Source organism: Kluyvera sichuanensis (genome assembly GCF_040930405.1).
GTDB lineage: Bacteria > Pseudomonadota > Gammaproteobacteria > Enterobacterales > Enterobacteriaceae > Kluyvera > Kluyvera sichuanensis.
The window spans coordinates 2,059,437-2,076,470 of sequence record NZ_CP162271.1; the positions used below are offsets into that span (position 1 = coordinate 2,059,437).

A 17,034-nucleotide genomic window follows, 5' to 3' on the forward strand; every position below is an offset into this window, starting at 1 on the left:
TCTCCCTTAAAAAGGGAGAGGGAGCACATGGTGCCAACCGCTATTACCGCGGTTGCAGACAGTTATCTTCTTTCCAGCCGTACAACCACTCGATGCCGCGATAGAACTCTTCCTGGGTTTTGCCTTTCCACAGCAGGTTACGCACCTGACGCTCGACCCCAGCCGCATGATACAGACGCCCCATTTCACGGGTAGACCAGACGATACGCGCGGTGCGCGGAATACGCACCGACTCGTACAGCGCAAACGCGCTGGCGGCATCGCCGTCGCACTGGGTCAGCGCCTTACCGAGCGTCACCGCATCTTCCAGCGCCATACAGGCGCCCTGGGCCATATACTGCGCGACCGGGTGAGCGGAGTCGCCCACCAGCGTAATTCTGTCGTTGCCCCACTTCTCTACCGGCTCGCGGTCAGCGGTGGACCAGCGACGCCAGGAGGTGGGCTTATCCAGCATCTGGCGCGGACGTGGGTGAATGCCTTTAAAATACGACATGACCTCTTCTTTACTGCCATCACGTACGCCCCACTGCTCGGTTTCGCGGCTGTGGAAGGTCACCACCAGGTTGTACTGCTTACCGCCGCGCAGCGGATAGTGCACCAGGTGGCAGTGTGGGCCAGCCCACAGCACCGGCGCGTTGATACGCAGGTCTTCCGGCATATCGTCGCGTTCCACCACGGCGCGATAGACCACGTGGCCGGTCACGCGCGGCGTGTCGCCGAGCAGGCTCTGGCGCACCACCGATTTCACGCCGTCGCAGCCAATCAGAATATCCGCCGTCCAGCTGTTGCCTTTGTCGTCAAACACGGTGACATCGTCGGCGGTCTGGCGAATATCCACTACGTGGGTAGAGGTACGGTATTTCACACCCGGGTGCTGCAATGCCGCTTCCCAGACGGTGGCATGAATATCGACGCGGTGGATAACCGCATAGGGGCCGCCGAAGTGGTCACGGAACGCCTGCCCCGTCTCAATGTGAATCACCTCTTCGCCGTTGACCGCATCCATCATGGTGATGTGGTCGGTAAAGACCGCACGCTGACGGGCGACCTCGCCCACGCCGAGGCTGTCGAGCGCGGAAAACGCGTTCGGCCCGAGCTGAATCCCGGCACCAATCTCGCCAATTTCGTGCGCCTGTTCCAGCAGCATCACCTGGATGCCCTGACGCGCCAGCGACAGCGCGGTGGCCGCGCCACCAATACCGCCGCCGACAATGATTGCACGCGTTACTTTAGCCATGATTCTTCTCCTGTTCTCACTACGCCGGGATCTTGTCCTGCTGGTTTTCAGGGGCCGCCGCAATAAACGCCGGCAGCGCCGTACACGCATCAAACACGGCTTTACAGCGTGGGAAACCGCTTAAATCGCAGCCCATCCGCTCCGCATTCGCCCACTGCGGCACCAGGCAGCAGTCGGCCAGCGTCGGCGTATCGCCGAAGCAAAACGCCCCTGATTGGCCACGGCGCAGCAGTTGTTCTACCGCGCTCAGCCCCTGCTGGATCCAGTGTGCATACCAGCGTTTTTTCTCTTCTTCACTCACCTTCAGCTCGTCGCTGAGGTAGCGCAATACGCGCATGTTGTTGATGGGGTGGATGTCGCAACAGATGGCGTACACCACCTCCAGCACGCGCATGCGCTGGGGATCGTTCGCCGGAAGCAGCGGCGTCTGCGGGAAATGTCTGTCCAGCCAGTCAATAATCGCCAGCGACTGCCCCAGCGATTCACCCTCGTCGGTGACCAGTGCAGGCACTAATCCCACCGGGTTCAGGCGTCGGTACTCCAGCGCATTCTGCTGGCCGATACGGATGTTGACCCCGACGGTCTGGTGGTCAATGCCCTTCAGCGCCATCGCAATACGTACGCGGTAAGAGGCCGAACTATTAAAAAAACTGTACAGCTTCATCATTCACCTCAAATAATTTTGACCGCGATGGGCGTTAATCCTTCCACATTACCGGTGATGGTTTCGCCCTTCACGACCGCACCAACGCCTTCCGGCGTGCCGGTGAAGATCAGGTCGCCCGGCTGCAGTTCGAAGAAGCCTGACAGGTAGCTGATGGTCTCTTTCACGTCCCAGATCAGGTGCTGAATATCGCTGCGCTGGCGGTCTTTGCCGTCAACCTGCAGCCAGATTGGCGCGTTATCGAGGGACGGCGCGTCGGCCACTTTATGCAGCGGCGCAATGGGTGCAGACAGGTCAAAGGCTTTGCCGATTTCCCACGGACGGCCCATCTGACGCATCTCCATCTGACGGTCGCGGCGGGTCATGTCCAGCCCGGTGGCGTAACCCCAGATATACTCTTCAGCTTTCTCCAGCGGGATATCGCTGCCTTTTTTACCAATGGCGACCACCAGCTCGATTTCATAGTGATAGTTGTCGGTCTGCGCCGGGTAGGCGAGGTTCAGGGTTTCGCCAGCAGCAACGGGAACCACGGCATCCGCCGGTTTGCAGAAGAAGAATGGCGGCTCGCGATCCGGGTCAAAGCCCATCTCACGGGCGTGTGCGGCATAGTTACGGCCCACGCAGTACACGCGGCGCACCGGGAATTTCTCATCGCTGCCAACAACCGGTACGGCAACCGGCGCCTGGGGTTCAAATACGTATTTGCTCATCTTTCTTCTCCTGATTAATAGCGCGCTTCGCGGAACAGTCCCAGGGCTTCCTGGACAGGCCTATCCGAGAAACTGAATAGCACGGTCTCTTCTGGCGTGTTAAAGGACACGCTGTGCCAGGTTGGCACGACAAAAATATCTTTCGCTTTAAAGCTGAAGGCCTGCTCGCCGATGGTCACCTCACCGCTGCCTTCCACCACGTGGTAGATGGTGCTGTCGGTGGTGCGCGCCTGACGCGTCTGGAAGCCTTTCGGCAATAGCTGCAGGAAAGCGCCCATCGACGGCATCGGGTAGCCCCCGGTCACCGGGTTGACGTAGCGCATCTTGTAACCATCCCACTCATCGGCATCGCCCATGCGCATCAGCTCATGCAGCGCTTCACGGCTGCGGTCGTAACGGTAGTTGAAAATCGGCGATGAGTTACCCACCTGATGGCGCAGCGGCAGCATGTTGGCGGCGTAGCGCGGCAGGTAGTCGCCTTCTTTACGGGTGACCGGCTGCTGTTCTTCCGGGTAATCTTCCGCGAAGCCGCAGCCGAGGTAGTTCACCAGCGGCAGGTCGAGGCCGTCGAGCCAGATAACCGGTTCGTCGCCCGGGTTACCGTGGTCGTGCCAGCGCCACTGCGGGGTGAGGATAAAGTCTCCGGGGCTCATCTGGGTGCGTTCGCCGTCAACGGCGGTAAACGCGCCGTGGCCTTCTACCACAAAGCGCAGCGCCGACTGGTTATGGCGATGGCTTGGCGCCACCTCACCCGGCATGATCAGCTGCAGGCCCGCGTACAGCGACGAGGTAATCGATGAGTGACCGCGCAGGCCCGGATTTTCCAGCACCAGCACGCGGCGAACCGCCTCTTTTGCGCCAATCAGCGTGCCGCTTTCCAGCAGCAGCGGGCGAATTTCCTGGTAGTTCCAGTAGGCCGGGGCACAGTTGGCGTTCGGCGTTTTTGGCACCAGGTGATGCAACGATTCCCACAGCGGCGTCAGGTTTTGCCCGGAAATATGCTGGTAGAACTGCTGGCGATCGTGTTTTACGTCCGAGGTCATTATTATTCTCCTTAACTTTTCACCGCGCCCATCACAGGCGACGATTCGGGTACTCGGGAAGATTGGCGTACGACCAGCGTCAGGAGCGTCAGCACCACGGCGCTAATGGCGGCCGGTACGGCAATCACAAAGAACAGGGTGTCGAATGAGAAGTTCATCGCCATCATCACGCCGCCGGAAACGGAACCGACAATCGCGCCGCAGCGGCCGATAGCGTTTGACCAGCTCACGCCAGTGGCGCGGCTCTGGGTCGGATAAAGCGTGGCGGTCAGTGCATTCAGCCCAACCTGCGACCCGCTGATGCCGATACCGGTACCGAAAATCGCCAGCGCCATCATCCACAGGCCGTTTTCGCTCAGGCCAATCATCACAATGCACACCGCCCCCAGCGCATAGCTCACCGCCAGCACCCAGAACGGGTTGAATTTATCCATTAACACGCCGAGCATCAGCGCCCCCAGCGTACCGCCTACCTGGAACGCCGCCGTTACCCACGAGGCGTGCTGGAGATCGATACCGCGATGGTTCAGCAGGGTTGGCATCCAGCTGGAGAGTAAATAGATGATCAGCAGGCTCATAAAGAACACCACCCACAGCATCAGCGTGATGGTAAGCTGACGCCCGGCGAACAGCTGGCTGATGCTGCCCTTCTGGGTTGCCGCCGGTTCATCAAGCCAGAACTCGGCGTCGTCATAACGCTCGCCGGTCATGGCGCTCACGGTGCGGCGAATTTCCGCCTGCGGACGCTGACGACGCACCAGCCAGCGCGGGGATTCCGGCAGCACGGCCAGCAGCGCGAAGAACAGCACGATAGGCAAGACGCCGCCCAGCACCAGAATGCCGTGCCAGCCAATCACCGCCACCAGCTGCGCGCTAACGATACCGCCCAGCGCCGAGCCGAGGGTAAAGCCGCAGAACATCAAGGTGACCAGCGCGCCGCGACGGCGGGCCGGCAGGTATTCAGAGGTCATGGTGATGGTATTGGGCATCGCGCCGCCAAGGCCGAGGCCGGTTAAAAAGCGCAGGATGATTAAGGCTTCCAGATTCGGTGAGAACGCCGACAGCAGGCTGAAGAGGCCAAACAGCGCCACGCACCATTCGATAACGCGTTTGCGCCCGAGCCGGTCAGAGAGCGGGCCGCACAGCAAGGCGCCTGCGGTTAACCCCAGCAGACCTGCGCCAAACAGCGGTGCCAGATCGCCTGCGGTTAGCTGCCAGTGGTCGCGAATGGCTGGGGCGATAAAGCCAATCGCGGCGGTATCAAAACCGTCCATCATCACTACCAGGAAACAGCAGATGATGACGCGCCACTGCATCTTGCCGATCGGAGCGACATCGATGAGTGCCTGTAGTTCACGTCGTTGCGTCATAGGGAGGGCCTCGGTATATGCAGGTTATCCACGTCGCCGTTCACGCTTTCGCCAGAACGGCTCAGAGTAAGATGTTTATTTTTTTGCTTTTATGTTGCTATCTTGTGACATGTGAAATGAGTTGTACAATGGCATTTCATGCCTATCCATAACCTGGAGGTTATATCTCATGGCCGATTGGACGCAGAAGCTGAAGCTCCACCATCTGAAGATGCTGGTGGCACTTGGCGAGCAGGGAAACCTGACTCAGGTCGCTAAAATGATGCACATCACCCAGCCCGCGCTCTCAAAATGGTTAACCCAATTTGAAGAAGAGCTGGGCATCACGCTTTTTGAACGTCACAGCAAAGGGCTGCGCGTGTCCGAGGGCGGTAAGCTGCTGCTTCAGCACGCACAGCGGCTGATTAACGACATCGAACGCTCGCAGTTTGAGATGGAGCGTTTTAAACAGGGCGGCCTTGTGGGGAGCCTGAAAATCGGCTGCTCGCCGGTGGCGACCGACTGCGTCTCCCAGGCCATTTTCCCGCTGCTGGCCGAAATGCCAACGCTGCATCTGAATATTGAAGAGAAGGTGATGACGCCGCTGCTGCATGATTTGCAGTCCGGCGTCGTGGACGTGGTGGTTGGGCGTATTGGCGGCCGGGCGCTGGAACTGCCGCTGAATTATGAGGTGCTCTATACCGAACCGGTCTGTTTCGTGGCGCGAACCGACCATCCCCTCGCCCACCGCAGCCGACTGTCGTGGGAGGACCTGGCGTCATGGCGTTGGATAGTCTGGCCTAACGGCACGCCGATTCGCCAAAGCATCGACAACGCCCTGGTGGAAAACGGCGTCATGCTGCCTGAAAATACCATTGAGTCAGCCTCGATGAACGTCAGCGTCAACCTGCTGCAAAGCAGCGATATGATCTCAATTCTGTCACTGCGTCTGGCGGAGCGATACCAGAGCCAGGGCCAGCTCGCCATTCTGGCGCTGCCACGTGTTGAGCAGAAAGGCAGCGTTGGCGTATTCTGGCGCAAATCGAGCACGCCTTCGCTTGCGCTAAGCCGGTTTCTCCACTATTTGTCGCATCCGGTACAAATGGCGGAATAACGCCGGGCAGATGCCTGATGTTCGCGTTATCTATATCAGGTATGCTCAGATTTCATGATGTGATCGGTAGCACATTTCAGGGTTTAATTGTATGATGAATGCATTCCACCAAAGGTGAATCCCATGCTCAAATCGCTGAATTTAATCTGGCAATACCTGCGTGCATTCGTGCTGATTTACGCCTGTCTGTATGCCGGTATTTTTATTTCGTCGCTGCTGCCGATTACCATTCCCGGCAGCATTATCGGCATGCTTATTATGTTTGTGCTGCTGGCGCTGCAAATCCTGCCCGCGAAGTGGGTCAACCCCGGCTGCTACATCCTTATCCGCTATATGGCGCTGCTGTTCGTGCCGATTGGCGTGGGCGTGATGCAGTACTTCTCGCTGCTGAGCGCGCAGTTCGGCCCGGTGGTCGTCTCCTGTACCATCAGTACGTTGGTGGTGCTGGTGGTGGTGAGCTGGAGCTCTCACCTGATTCACGGTGAGCGTAAAGTCGTTGGTCGTGAGGGAGCGGATAAATAATGCTGCACTATATCTGGTGGTCTTTGCCGCTGACCTTAGTCGTCTTTTTCGCCGCCCGTAAGCTTGCCGCGCGCTTTAAGATGCCGCTGCTTAACCCGCTGCTGGTGTCGATGATAGTGATAATTCCGTTCCTGCTGCTGACCGATATTCCGTACGATCACTACTTTAAGGGTAGTGAAGTGCTGAACGATCTGCTGCAGCCTGCGGTGGTCGCCCTGGCCTATCCGCTGTATGAACAGCTGCACCAGATCCGCGCCCGCTGGAAATCCATCATTACTATCTGCTTCGTCGGCAGCGCGGTGGCGATGATCACCGGGACGTCAGTGGCGCTGATGATGGGGGCTTCACCGCAAATCGCCGCTTCTATTCTGCCGAAATCGGTGACCACGCCGATCGCGATGGCGGTCAGCGGCAGCATCGGCGGTATTCCGGCCATTAGCGCCGTGTGCGTGATTTACGTCGGTATTCTCGGGGCAGTATTTGGTCATACCCTGCTGAACCTGATGCGGATTACCACCAAAGCCTCACGCGGGCTGTCAATGGGCACCGCCTCGCACGCCCTCGGCACCGCTCGCTGCGCCGAGATGGACTATCAGGAAGGGGCGTTTAGTTCGCTGGCGTTGGTTATCTGCGGCATCATTACCTCGCTGATTGCGCCATTCCTGTTCCCGATTATTCTGTCGGTAGTGGGATAAAACGAGACAAATCACACATTTTTAATTGATGTTACACACGTTGCATTAACAATGAGATATTGATCACTAATCGGGGCGCTTGCGCCCCGTACACTACGATCCCATTACATTGTTATGAGGCACAACGCCATGCATCCACGTTTTCAATCTGCTTTTTCGCAACTGGCGGCAGATCTGCAGACCGCTATCGCTCCCCTGCTAGCCGATCCGCACTTCCCTGCTCTGCTGAGCGCCGAGCAGGTCTCTTCGCTTAAAACGGCGACGGGGCTGGACGAAGACGCGCTCGCTTTCGCGCTCCTGCCGCTGGCAGCAGCCTGCGCCCGTGCCGACCTGTCTCACTTTAACGTAGGCGCTATCGCCCGCGGCGTGAGCGGTACCTGGTACTTTGGCGGCAACATGGAATTCCTCGGTGCCACCATGCAGCAGACCGTGCACGCAGAACAGAGCGCCATCAGCCATGCCTGGCTGCGCGGCGAAAAATCTCTGCAGGCCATTACCGTTAACTACACGCCGTGCGGCCACTGCCGTCAGTTTATGAATGAACTGAACAGCGGGCTGGCGCTGCGTATCAACCTGCCGGGCCGTCAGCCGCATACGCTGCAAGACTACCTGCCGGACGCGTTCGGGCCAAAAGACCTCGATATCAAAACCCTGCTGATGGACGAGCAGGATCATGGTTATCCGCTCGAGGGCGATGCGCTGGCGCAAGCTGCCATTCAGGCCGCTAACCACAGCCATACCCCATACAGTAAAGCGCCCTCCGGCGTGGCGCTGGAGCTGCGTGACGGTACCATTTTCAGCGGCAGCTATGCGGAAAACGCGGCGTTTAACCCAACGCTGCCACCGCTGCAGGGTGCCCTGAACCTGCTGAGCCTGAACGGTTACGACTACCCGGATATTCAACGCGCCATTCTGGCCGAACGCACCGATGCGCCGCTGATTCAATGGGATGCCACCGCCGCCACGCTGAAAGCGCTGGGCTGCCACAATATCGATCGCGTGCTGTTAGGTTAACGATGTCGCCCGGACGAGGTGTGAACACGCCGACTCCGGGGTGACTCGGTACCCCGTCCCGGCGGCGCTTCGCTTAGCCGGGCGACAACACACCGGTTAATTTCCCCGCAATTAAACGATGGTTTCTTGCTCTTGCCCGGCGGGTAAAGTAGCCTGATGTCTCCCTCGTCCACTATTGAGTCAAGTTCATGTTAAAGCGTGTGTTATACAGCCTGTTAGTCCTATGCGGCCTGCTGCTGTTGACCGTGCTGGGTCTTGACCGTTGGATGAGCTGGAAAACCGCCCCTTATATCTACGATGAACTGCAGGATCTCCCCTACCGCCAGGTTGGCGTGGTGCTCGGCACTGCCAAGTACTACCGCACCGGGGTTATCAACCAGTATTATCGTTACCGCATTCAAGGTGCGCTGAACGCCTACAACAGCGGTAAGGTCAACTACCTGCTGTTGAGCGGCGATAACGCGCTGCAGAGCTATAACGAACCGATGACCATGCGTCGCGATCTGATTAAAGCGGGAGTCGATCCTGCGGATATTGTGCTCGACTACGCCGGTTTCCGTACGCTCGACTCCATCGTGCGTACCCGCAAAGTCTTCGACACCAACGATTTCATCATCATCACCCAGCGCTTCCACTGCGAGCGCGCGCTGTTTATCGCCCTGCATATGGGCATTCAGGCGCAGTGCTACGCCGTGCCGTCACCGAAAGATATGTGGAGCGTTCGCCTGCGTGAGTTCGGCGCCCGCTTCGGCGCGCTGGCCGATCTCTACCTCTTCAAGCGCGAGCCGCGTTTCTTAGGCCCGCTGATCCCTATTCCTGCCCAGCAGGAAGTGCCGGAAGGCGCTCAGGGATACCCGGCGGTGACGCCAGAGCAACTGCTGGAGTTGCAGAGGAAGAAATCCGCCGCTAAAGCTGATGAGTGATATATGTGTCACTAAAAACGTAAAACGTTAATAACGCGTGATATAAGGTACATAACTTGCCTTTATCACGTTTTATGTGTCATATTTTACGCATTAGTGGGAGGGGCATATGGAATCACTGACGCTACAGGCGCTGCTGAACGAAGCATGGGTTGATATCGCTGAAATCTCATTTCCCGAAAGCGATAACGGCAACTGGCGGCTGACTGAATTAGACTACCTGTCAGATTATGCCATCGAGCACCTGGATGCAGATAACCATTGCGCAGCCTCTATCAACCACCCGGTTGCCCTCTACTTTGACGACCATAGATCTCCTGGCTGGCTGCGATTTATTGACGATATTATTCCCAGCGGCGCCAGCCGACGCTATTGGGTCAATCAGCTTGATCTGGACGGTCTGACTCCCCAACAGCAAGATTTTATTTTACTCAAATACGGCACCATCTCTCCGGTCGGTAATCTGCGAATAAAAGAGTCGCTGCCTGATTATCAGCCAGAGGCGGAAAGCATCTATTTTACCGTCCAGGACGTCATCAATCGCGCGGCTGATTTTTTAGATTACGCTCAGCTACGGGGGGCCGCCGCCGGAGGTGCTACGGGCGCAGGCGGCGAAGCGCCTAAGCTACTCTTACGCTGTAGCGCGGATGAGCAGATCTGGATTGATAGCTGGCAAAACAGCCTCGACAATACCGACAGCTATTATCTGGTGAAATATCCCAGAGGTGGAAGAACGGAAATCGACTGCCATATTTTACGTGCTGAATATCATTTCTATCATGAGCTAACGGCGATGGGCTTTAATACCATCCCCACCAAAGGTATGCGTCTGGAAGAAGGAACGCACTACCCTTCATTATGGCTGCCTCGGTTTGATATCCAGAAAGCCGAGACGGGAAAAATGAAGCGCTATGCTATGGAATCTGTTTATTCCATGCTGCAAAAACCACCGGGAACCTTGCTCGATCACGAAACCACCATCCGCCAATTGCTACAGAAAATAGAGAATAGCAATACCGTTCAGGCAAGCGGCGAACGCTTCCATAAAGAGCAGTTTGTGATTGAATGGGTACGACGCGATTTACTTAATATCGTGTTTGGCAATAGCGATAACCACGGACGGAACACCGCATTTATGCGGGATGAAAATCATATTCGACTGGCACCTATTTATGACTTTGCACCAATGAAAGCTGACCCGGAAGGGATCCCCCGCTCGACTAAATGGGCATCTCCGCTCGAAATAGGGGGTCAGTACAACTTTCCAGCGATTGCAGATACGCTAAGCGATCTCGTGCCTGCCCCAGAGTTACTGAGCGCACTGCGTGAAACAGCAGCTTCGCTCGTCGACTTACCGGAAAGGCTCCAGGCACGCGGCGTACCGGAGGCCATTTTATTGATGCCGTCGATTGGCTTTAAATTTATGACAGACAAACTGACACGGTGGGGGCTGCTATGAGTGCGCAAAATAAAAAAGATGAGATTAAAGCCACCGTCGAACGCTTACGTCAGTCTAATAACGACTTAAATCAGGCGACAGGGATTTATAACGCCACTAGACAGACACCGCTGGTGGAAAAAAAGCGCGTCTCCTCAACGACGGATAAAATCACCACTCAGGAACGTAAAACGGTGATGAATAACCTCATCAGACAGCTACTGCTGGGTGAGATTTCACAGGGCGTCGCACTAAAGCAGTTTCGAATCCACATCATGGGATTAAAACAGGACGCCTACGCCGAACTGGTTTCCGTATCACGTAAAACGCTGTCAGATATTGAAAACGACAAAGGAAATTACTCCGTCGAAGTAATCAATCGAATCTATAAACCCCTCGGTCTACAGATAGGTCTGATACCGATCGCAAAAAGCCTGCTGACGACGCTACTTTCATCGGAGTAAACCTCTGCTTCAGATAAATCGCTCTAATGGATTCTCATTGCGGTAATTGTTCCTATTTGCATCTTATGTATTCTTGCGATCCTCAATAAACCATACCAATTATCAGGTTATTTGTGAATACTTTCACAGAACCCTCCCCCTCATCCGCTTAGCCTGCCAGTAGTTGTTTCACTTTATTTGCCTTAATTAAACTAATCATTAAGGGAGCAATTATGTCGCAACACGAATACCAGGATGAGCTGATTCCCGCCTTTACGCCGCTGTTGGCGATCAAAGAAGCCTCCCGCTGCCTGCTGTGCCACGATGCGCCGTGCAGCCAGTCCTGCCCGGCGGAGACCGACCCAGGCAAGTTCATTCGCTCACTCTATTTCCGCAACGTTAAAGGCGCGGCCGAAACCATTCGAGAAAATAATGCATTAGGGGCGGTGTGCGCACGCGTCTGCCCAACGGAAAAACTGTGCCAACAGGGCTGTTCCCGCTCGGGAATCGATACGCCGATTGATATCGGCCGCCTGCAGCGTTTTATTACCGACTTTGAGCAGCAAACGGCGATGCAGATTTACCAGCCGGGCCGCAAGGATAAGGGCAAAGTGGCGATTGTTGGCGCGGGCCCTGCCGGATTACAGGCCAGCGTCACCCTCACCAATCTGGGCTATGACGTGACCCTTTTCGAAAAAGCGGCTCAGCCGGGCGGCTGGCTACGTCACGGTATTCCTGAATTCCGCCTGCCGCAAAAGGTGCTGGATGCAGAGATTGCGCGCATCAGCGAAATGGGCGTGACGATTCGCTGCGGCTGTGAAGTTGGCAAAAACCTGCCCCTCTCCGAGCTAAAAGCCGACTACCGCGCCGTGCTGCTGACCGTTGGGATGTCCAAAGGCTCGACGCTGCCACTGTTTAACGACGCAAGCCCGGTCGAGATTGCCGTCGATTTTCTCCAGCGCGCCCGTACCTCAGGCGGCAACATCACCGTACCGCAAAGCGCCCTGATTGTCGGCGGCGGCGACGTGGCAATGGACGTGGCCAGCACGCTGAAAATTCTCGGCTGCTCGTCCGTCACCTGCGTCGCGCGCGAAGAGTTGGCCGACTTCCCGGCAAGCGATAAAGAGTTCACCACCACCCAGGCGCTGGGCGTGTCGATTATCGATGGCTTTACGCCTGTCAGCGTGACGGGCAACAAAGTCACATTCCAGCACGTTCGCCTGCCCGGCGAGCTGACGCTGACGGCGGAGCGTATTTACCTGGCGGTGGGCCAACGCGCCGAGCTGGACGCCTTTGCGGGCATTCAGGTACAGCGCAACGTCGTGGAAACGCACGACTACCAGACCAGCGATCCTGCGCTGTTCGCCGCAGGCGATATCGTCAAAGGAGATAAAACCGTGGTCTACGCCGTGAAGACCGGGAAAGAAGCCGCTCAGGCCATTCATCACTATTTAGAGGAGGCATGAACATGTTAACCAAGGATCTGTCGGTCACCTTCTGCGGCGTTAAATTCCCTAATCCGTTCTGCCTCTCGTCTTCACCAGTGGGCAACTGTTACGACATGTGCGCCAAGGCCTATGACAGCGGCTGGGGCGGGATCGTGTTTAAAACTATCGGCTTCTTCATTGCCAACGAAGTCTCTCCGCGCTTCGACCATCTGACCAAAGAAGACACCGGGTTTATCGGCTTTAAGAATATGGAGCAGATTGCCGAGCACCCGCTGGCGGAAAACCTGGCGGCAATCCGCCAACTCAAGCAGGATTATCCCGATAAGGTGCTGATCGCCTCGATCATGGGCGAAAATGAACAGCAATGGCAGGATCTGGCAAAGCTCGTCGAAGAAGCCGGGGCCGACATGATTGAGTGTAACTTCTCCTGCCCGCAGATGACCTCCCACGCGATGGGCAGCGACGTCGGGCAAAGCCCGGAGCTGGTAGAGAAATACTGCCGGGCGGTGAAGCGCGGCTCCTCTCTGCCGATGCTCGCTAAAATGACGCCGAACATCGGCGATATGTGCGAAGTGGCGCTGGCGGCCAAACGCGGCGGTGCCGACGGTATCGCGACCATCAACACCGTTAAATCGATTACCAATATCGACCTAAACCGTAAAATCGGCATGCCGGTGGTCAACGGCAAATCCAGCGTCTCCGGGTATTCAGGTAAAGCCGTGAAGCCGATTGCGCTGCGCTTCATTCAACAACTGCGCACGCACCCCGAACTGAAGGATTTTCCCATCAGCGGGATCGGCGGGATTGAAACCTGGGAAGACGCCGCCGAGTTTTTACTGCTGGGCGCGGCGACGCTGCAGGTTACGACCGGCATCATGCAGTACGGCTACCGTATCGTCGAAGATATGATAAGCGGCCTCTCCCACTACCTTAACGATCAGGGCTTCCATTCGCTTGATGAGATGATTGGTCTTGCCAATCACAACATCGTGCCGGCCGAAGACCTCGACCGCAGTTACATCGTCTACCCGCATATTAATCAGGAAAAATGCGTCGGCTGCGGCCGCTGCTATATCTCCTGCTACGACGGCGGGCATCAGGCGATGGAGTGGAATGAAGAGACCCGCACGCCGCACTGCGCTACCGAAAAATGCGTCGGCTGTCTGCTCTGCGGACACGTCTGTCCGGTGGCCTGCATTAGCCTTGGGGAGATAGCCTTTAAGCCGGGTGAAACAGCGCACGCCGTGGCGCTTTAACGCCCTTCAACATACCGGCCCGCCCAATGGGCCGGATGGATAACGCTATGAGCACACTTGTCGCTATCGCGCTAACTACCGGGATTTTATCCGGTATCTGGAGCTGGGTTGCCGTGACATGGGGGTTGCTTAGCTGGGCGGGGTTTCTTGGCTGTACCGCGTATTTTGCCTGTCCTCAGGGCGGGCTAAAAGGGCTGGGCATTTCATTTTGTACGCTGGTCAGCGGCGTATTCTGGGCAGAAGTGATTATTCACGGTAGCGCGCTTTCGCCTGCGCTGACGGTTGTCAGCTATCTGCTCACCGGGGTGGTGGCCTTCGCCATGTGCATTCAGGCCAAAAGCGGCTGGCTCTCTTTTGTCCCCGGCACCTTTATCGGCGCCTGTTCAACCTTTGCCTGCGACGGCAACTGGCGAGTGGTACTGCCTGCGCTGCTGGTAGGGTTGGTTTTTGGTTATGCGATGAAAAACAGCGGGCTGTATATTGCCGCCCGCAGCAAGTAGCCCGGCCAAGCGAAGCGACGCCGGGGCCCTGGAGTCGGTGCTTTGCACCTCGTCCGGGCTACAACGTAAAAGCCCGGCATTTCGCCGGGCTTCTTTTTATTTCTTACGTGCGTACTTGAGGGAGTCCAGCGCCACGGCGAAGATAATAATCCCGCCCTTGATGATGTACTGCCAGTACGGGTTCACGCCGATATAGGTCAGGCCGTAGTTGATAACGGTGAAGATAATCACACCGGTCACCACGCCCAGTACGGTACCGACGCCGCCGCTGAATGACACCCCGCCAACCACGCAGGCGGCAATCGCATCCAGTTCATACATAAAGCCGAGGTTATTGGTTGCCGAGCCGATACGCCCTGCTTCCAGCATCCCGCCGAAAGCATAGAACACGCCGGACAGCGCATAAATCACCAGCAGGTTCAGCGCCACGTTCACGCCGGAAACCTTCGCCGCTTCCGGGTTACCGCCGATAGCGAAGATATTTTTACCAAAGCGAGTCTTGTTCCACAGGATCCAGACAAAGCCAACGGCAATCAGCGCGTAGAAAGTAATGTACGACAGTCGGAAACTGCCCAGCGCGATAAACCCTTGCGTGAACGTCGAGAAGCCGCCGTCGAAGCCAGAAATCGGCGATGCACCGACGAAGTCGTAGTACAGGGAGTTGATACCGTAAACGATGATCATCGTACCCAGCGTGGTGATAAACGGCGTCACGTTCAGGTAAGCGATGATAATCCCGTTAATCAGGCCGATCACCGCGCCAATGGCACAGACAATAATCATCACCACGAAGATTGGCATGGTTGCCATCTCAGGGAAGACCTTGTTGGCGTTCTCCATCGACTGCAACAGCGTCGCTGCAATCACCGCCGCGAGGCCAACCTGGCGGCCCGCCGACAGGTCAGTACCCTGGGTCACAATCAGACCAGCAACGCCGAGGGCGATGATAATACGCACAGAAGACTGAGTCAGGATATTACTAAGGTTCAACAAACTTAAGAAAGTTGGGTCCTGGATAATAATAATGGCCAGCAGAACCAAAAGAACAACGTAAATACCGCCATCTTTCAGATAAGTGAGAAAGCTTTTTTTATTTAACGCACTCATGTCGAGCCCCTGAAATTAAAGGTGCAATGACGCAAGACGGAGAATTTCGTTTTGCGTTGCGGTTTTCGTTTCTACAATCCCGGCAACCAGGCCATTACTCATGACAAGGATGCGGTCAGTAATACCCAGCAGCTCTGGCATTTCTGAAGAAATAATAATGATCCCTTTATCCTTCTTCGCCAGTTCGGCGATTAATTGATAAATTTCAAATTTTGCACCAACGTCGATACCACGGGTTGGTTCATCCAGCATCAGGATTTCAGGCTGGGTTAACAGCCAACGTCCAATAATCACTTTCTGCTGGTTACCACCGGATAACGAACCAATTTGTGTGTGATGCCCTGGCGTTTTCACGCGCATCGAGTCGATAACCCATTGGGTGTCGCTCTTCATGCGGGAGTTATCCAGCAGGCCCACTTTGTTTTTATAGCTCTTGATATTCGAGATTAATGAGTTAAATCCAATATCAAGGTAGGCGTAAATACCGGTTGAGCGGCGCTCTTCAGTGACCAGCGCAAAACCGTTATTTATCGCTTCGTTGGCGCTATGGTTGTTGATTTTCTTCCCGTGCAGCGTAATGGTGCCGCCCGATTTTTCGCGCACGCCGAACAGCGTTTCCACGATATCGGTACGCTTAGCCCCCACCAGCCCGGCAATGCCGAGGATCTCCCCTTTACGCAACTGGAACGACACGTCACGAATCGACGGCTGACGCAGGGACGTCAGGTGCTGCACGTCGAGGATGACTTCGCCCGGCTCGTTCTGCCTGTCCGGGAAGCGCTGGTTCAGCGAACGGCCCACCATCATGGCGATGATCTTGTCCATATCCAGCCCTTCCAGCGGCTGGGTGGCAATCCACTGCCCGTCGCGCAGAACGGTGATCTCATCACACAGCTGGAAGATTTCTTCCATCTTGTGCGAGATATAGACGATGCCGCAGCCACGGTCTTTCAGCTTACGGATGATGGTAAACAGGTGGTTTACCTCTTTTTCCGTCAGCGATGACGTAGGCTCATCCATAATCACGATTTTCGCGTTATAGGAGAAGGCCTTAGCAATTTCAATCATCTGCATCTGCGAAACGGACAGCGTACCGACGCGCGCACGCGGGTCGATATCAATATCCAGCTCATCAAAGATGGCTTTAGTATCGCGATACATTTTATCCTGGTCGACAAACATGCCTTTGGTTGGGTAACGACCTAACCACATGTTGTCCATGACCGAGCGTTGTAATACCAGGTTAAGTTCCTGGTGAACCATCGAAATACCATTCTCCAATGCTTCTTTAGCAGAATGGAAATCAATCTCTTTGCCCTGGAAGAGAATACTGCCGGAATCTTTTTGGTAGATCCCAAATAGACATTTTAATAACGTTGATTTGCCCGCACCGTTCTCGCCCATTAATGCATGGATCGAGTGCGGACGAACTTTCAGGTTAACATTATCGAGTGCTTTTACGCCCGGAAATGACTTGTTGATCTGGCTCATTTCCAACAAGAATTCACCAGACGGCTCTCTATTATTGTTGTCCATATATATACCTGGCTGCGATATTTCTGCGTCAGTAT

General features: G+C 55.9%; 17 protein-coding genes. 10 read left to right on the forward strand and 7 right to left on the reverse strand.

The annotated features are described in order from the left end of the window. Positions 1–43: 43 nt before the first annotated feature. From AB2B48_RS10125 to AB2B48_RS10145, 5 genes are read right to left on the reverse strand one after another with little or no spacing between them, the layout of a single operon-like run. A complete protein-coding gene (locus AB2B48_RS10125) occupies positions 44–1,237 on the reverse strand; it encodes a 3-hydroxybenzoate 6-monooxygenase (protein ID WP_035893422.1) in 1,194 nt (397 codons plus the stop codon). A gap of 19 nt (positions 1,238–1,256) precedes the next feature. Further along, complete coding sequence (gene maiA / locus AB2B48_RS10130) at positions 1,257–1,901, reverse strand: maleylacetoacetate isomerase (RefSeq protein ID WP_185666924.1); 645 nt, start codon at positions 1,899–1,901, stop codon at positions 1,257–1,259. Between the two features lie 8 nt (positions 1,902–1,909). Further along, positions 1,910–2,611, reverse strand: a complete 702-nt coding sequence (locus AB2B48_RS10135) for a fumarylacetoacetate hydrolase family protein (RefSeq protein WP_185666923.1) — start codon at positions 2,609–2,611, stop codon at positions 1,910–1,912. A 14-nt stretch (positions 2,612–2,625) separates the two neighbouring features. Then, entirely contained in the window at positions 2,626–3,654 is a 1,029-nt protein-coding gene (gtdA, locus tag AB2B48_RS10140) for a gentisate 1,2-dioxygenase (RefSeq protein WP_368301673.1), read from the reverse strand. An 11-nt stretch (positions 3,655–3,665) separates the two neighbouring features. Next, positions 3,666–5,024, reverse strand: coding sequence for an MFS transporter (locus AB2B48_RS10145; protein WP_333009696.1), 1,359 nt, complete (start codon positions 5,022–5,024; stop codon positions 3,666–3,668). 169 nt (positions 5,025–5,193) lie between these two features. Between AB2B48_RS10145 and AB2B48_RS10150 the strand changes: the two genes are divergently transcribed. The 10 genes from AB2B48_RS10150 to AB2B48_RS10195 all read left to right on the forward strand — a co-directional run bounded on the left by AB2B48_RS10150 (position 5,194) and on the right by AB2B48_RS10195 (position 14,356). Continuing rightward, positions 5,194–6,117 carry a LysR substrate-binding domain-containing protein gene (locus tag AB2B48_RS10150; RefSeq protein WP_220440440.1) on the forward strand — a complete coding sequence of 308 codons (924 nt, stop codon included), beginning with the start codon at positions 5,194–5,196 and terminating at the stop codon, positions 6,115–6,117. A 123-nt stretch (positions 6,118–6,240) separates the two neighbouring features. Further along, positions 6,241–6,639 carry a CidA/LrgA family protein gene (locus AB2B48_RS10155; RefSeq protein ID WP_185666919.1) on the forward strand — a complete coding sequence of 133 codons (399 nt, stop codon included), beginning with the start codon at positions 6,241–6,243 and terminating at the stop codon, positions 6,637–6,639. Continuing rightward, positions 6,639–7,334: a CidB/LrgB family autolysis modulator gene (locus AB2B48_RS10160; protein ID WP_368301674.1), complete on the forward strand. Its 696-nt coding sequence runs from the start codon at positions 6,639–6,641 to the stop codon at positions 7,332–7,334. Before AB2B48_RS10155 ends, AB2B48_RS10160 begins: the two co-directional genes overlap by 1 nt. A 129-nt stretch (positions 7,335–7,463) precedes the next feature. Further along, positions 7,464–8,348, forward strand: a complete 885-nt coding sequence (gene cdd / locus AB2B48_RS10165) for a cytidine deaminase (RefSeq protein ID WP_368301675.1) — start codon at positions 7,464–7,466, stop codon at positions 8,346–8,348. Between the two features lie 188 nt (positions 8,349–8,536). Next, complete coding sequence (sanA, locus tag AB2B48_RS10170; RefSeq protein WP_368301676.1) at positions 8,537–9,271, forward strand: outer membrane permeability protein SanA; 735 nt, start codon at positions 8,537–8,539, stop codon at positions 9,269–9,271. A 109-nt stretch (positions 9,272–9,380) separates the two neighbouring features. Continuing rightward, positions 9,381–10,730 carry a type II toxin-antitoxin system HipA family toxin gene (locus tag AB2B48_RS10175; RefSeq protein ID WP_368301677.1) on the forward strand — a complete coding sequence of 450 codons (1,350 nt, stop codon included), beginning with the start codon at positions 9,381–9,383 and terminating at the stop codon, positions 10,728–10,730. Then, positions 10,727–11,173, forward strand: a complete 447-nt coding sequence (locus AB2B48_RS10180; RefSeq protein WP_368301678.1) for a helix-turn-helix transcriptional regulator — start codon at positions 10,727–10,729, stop codon at positions 11,171–11,173. The genes AB2B48_RS10175 and AB2B48_RS10180 overlap by 4 nt, the downstream gene beginning before the upstream one ends. Before the next feature lie 212 nt (positions 11,174–11,385). Further along, positions 11,386–12,618, forward strand: coding sequence for an NAD(P)-dependent oxidoreductase (locus AB2B48_RS10185; protein ID WP_368301679.1), 1,233 nt, complete (start codon positions 11,386–11,388; stop codon positions 12,616–12,618). Between the two features lie 2 nt (positions 12,619–12,620). Then, on the forward strand, positions 12,621–13,856 hold the full coding sequence (preA, locus tag AB2B48_RS10190) for an NAD-dependent dihydropyrimidine dehydrogenase subunit PreA (protein WP_368301680.1): 1,236 nt from the start codon (positions 12,621–12,623) through the stop codon (positions 13,854–13,856). 47 nt (positions 13,857–13,903) lie between these two features. Next, positions 13,904–14,356, forward strand: coding sequence for a DUF1097 domain-containing protein (locus tag AB2B48_RS10195; protein ID WP_368301681.1), 453 nt, complete (start codon positions 13,904–13,906; stop codon positions 14,354–14,356). Positions 14,357–14,452: 96 nt separating this feature from the next. Here AB2B48_RS10195 and mglC read toward each other — a convergent pair whose 3' ends face one another. Continuing rightward, positions 14,453–15,463, reverse strand: a complete 1,011-nt coding sequence (mglC, locus tag AB2B48_RS10200) for a galactose/methyl galactoside ABC transporter permease MglC (protein WP_220440434.1) — start codon at positions 15,461–15,463, stop codon at positions 14,453–14,455. 15 nt (positions 15,464–15,478) lie between these two features. Beyond that, positions 15,479–16,999, reverse strand: a complete 1,521-nt coding sequence (gene mglA, locus AB2B48_RS10205) for a galactose/methyl galactoside ABC transporter ATP-binding protein MglA (RefSeq protein ID WP_185666911.1) — start codon at positions 16,997–16,999, stop codon at positions 15,479–15,481. Positions 17,000–17,034 lie beyond the last annotated feature (35 nt).

Excerpts from the sequence above, each read along its gene's own strand:
- AB2B48_RS10160 (WP_368301674.1), top strand. The coding sequence starts at position 6,639 with ATGCTGCACTATATCTGGTGGTCTTTGCCGCTGACCTTAGTCGTCTTT.
- maiA (WP_185666924.1), bottom strand. The coding sequence starts at position 1,901 with ATGAAGCTGTACAGTTTTTTTAATAGTTCGGCCTCTTACCGCGTACGT.
- AB2B48_RS10155 (WP_185666919.1), top strand. The coding sequence starts at position 6,241 with ATGCTCAAATCGCTGAATTTAATCTGGCAATACCTGCGTGCATTCGTG.
- AB2B48_RS10135 (WP_185666923.1), bottom strand. The coding sequence starts at position 2,611 with ATGAGCAAATACGTATTTGAACCCCAGGCGCCGGTTGCCGTACCGGTT.
- cdd (WP_368301675.1), top strand. The coding sequence starts at position 7,464 with ATGCATCCACGTTTTCAATCTGCTTTTTCGCAACTGGCGGCAGATCTG.
- preA (WP_368301680.1), top strand. The coding sequence starts at position 12,621 with ATGTTAACCAAGGATCTGTCGGTCACCTTCTGCGGCGTTAAATTCCCT.
- AB2B48_RS10145 (WP_333009696.1), bottom strand. The coding sequence starts at position 5,024 with ATGACGCAACGACGTGAACTACAGGCACTCATCGATGTCGCTCCGATC.
- AB2B48_RS10150 (WP_220440440.1), top strand. The coding sequence starts at position 5,194 with ATGGCCGATTGGACGCAGAAGCTGAAGCTCCACCATCTGAAGATGCTG.
- AB2B48_RS10180 (WP_368301678.1), top strand. The coding sequence starts at position 10,727 with ATGAGTGCGCAAAATAAAAAAGATGAGATTAAAGCCACCGTCGAACGC.
- mglC (WP_220440434.1), bottom strand. The coding sequence starts at position 15,463 with ATGAGTGCGTTAAATAAAAAAAGCTTTCTCACTTATCTGAAAGATGGC.
- mglA (WP_185666911.1), bottom strand. The coding sequence starts at position 16,999 with ATGGACAACAATAATAGAGAGCCGTCTGGTGAATTCTTGTTGGAAATG.
- AB2B48_RS10185 (WP_368301679.1), top strand. The coding sequence starts at position 11,386 with ATGTCGCAACACGAATACCAGGATGAGCTGATTCCCGCCTTTACGCCG.
- sanA (WP_368301676.1), top strand. The coding sequence starts at position 8,537 with ATGTTAAAGCGTGTGTTATACAGCCTGTTAGTCCTATGCGGCCTGCTG.
- AB2B48_RS10175 (WP_368301677.1), top strand. The coding sequence starts at position 9,381 with ATGGAATCACTGACGCTACAGGCGCTGCTGAACGAAGCATGGGTTGAT.
- gtdA (WP_368301673.1), bottom strand. The coding sequence starts at position 3,654 with ATGACCTCGGACGTAAAACACGATCGCCAGCAGTTCTACCAGCATATT.
- AB2B48_RS10125 (WP_035893422.1), bottom strand. The coding sequence starts at position 1,237 with ATGGCTAAAGTAACGCGTGCAATCATTGTCGGCGGCGGTATTGGTGGC.
- AB2B48_RS10195 (WP_368301681.1), top strand. The coding sequence starts at position 13,904 with ATGAGCACACTTGTCGCTATCGCGCTAACTACCGGGATTTTATCCGGT.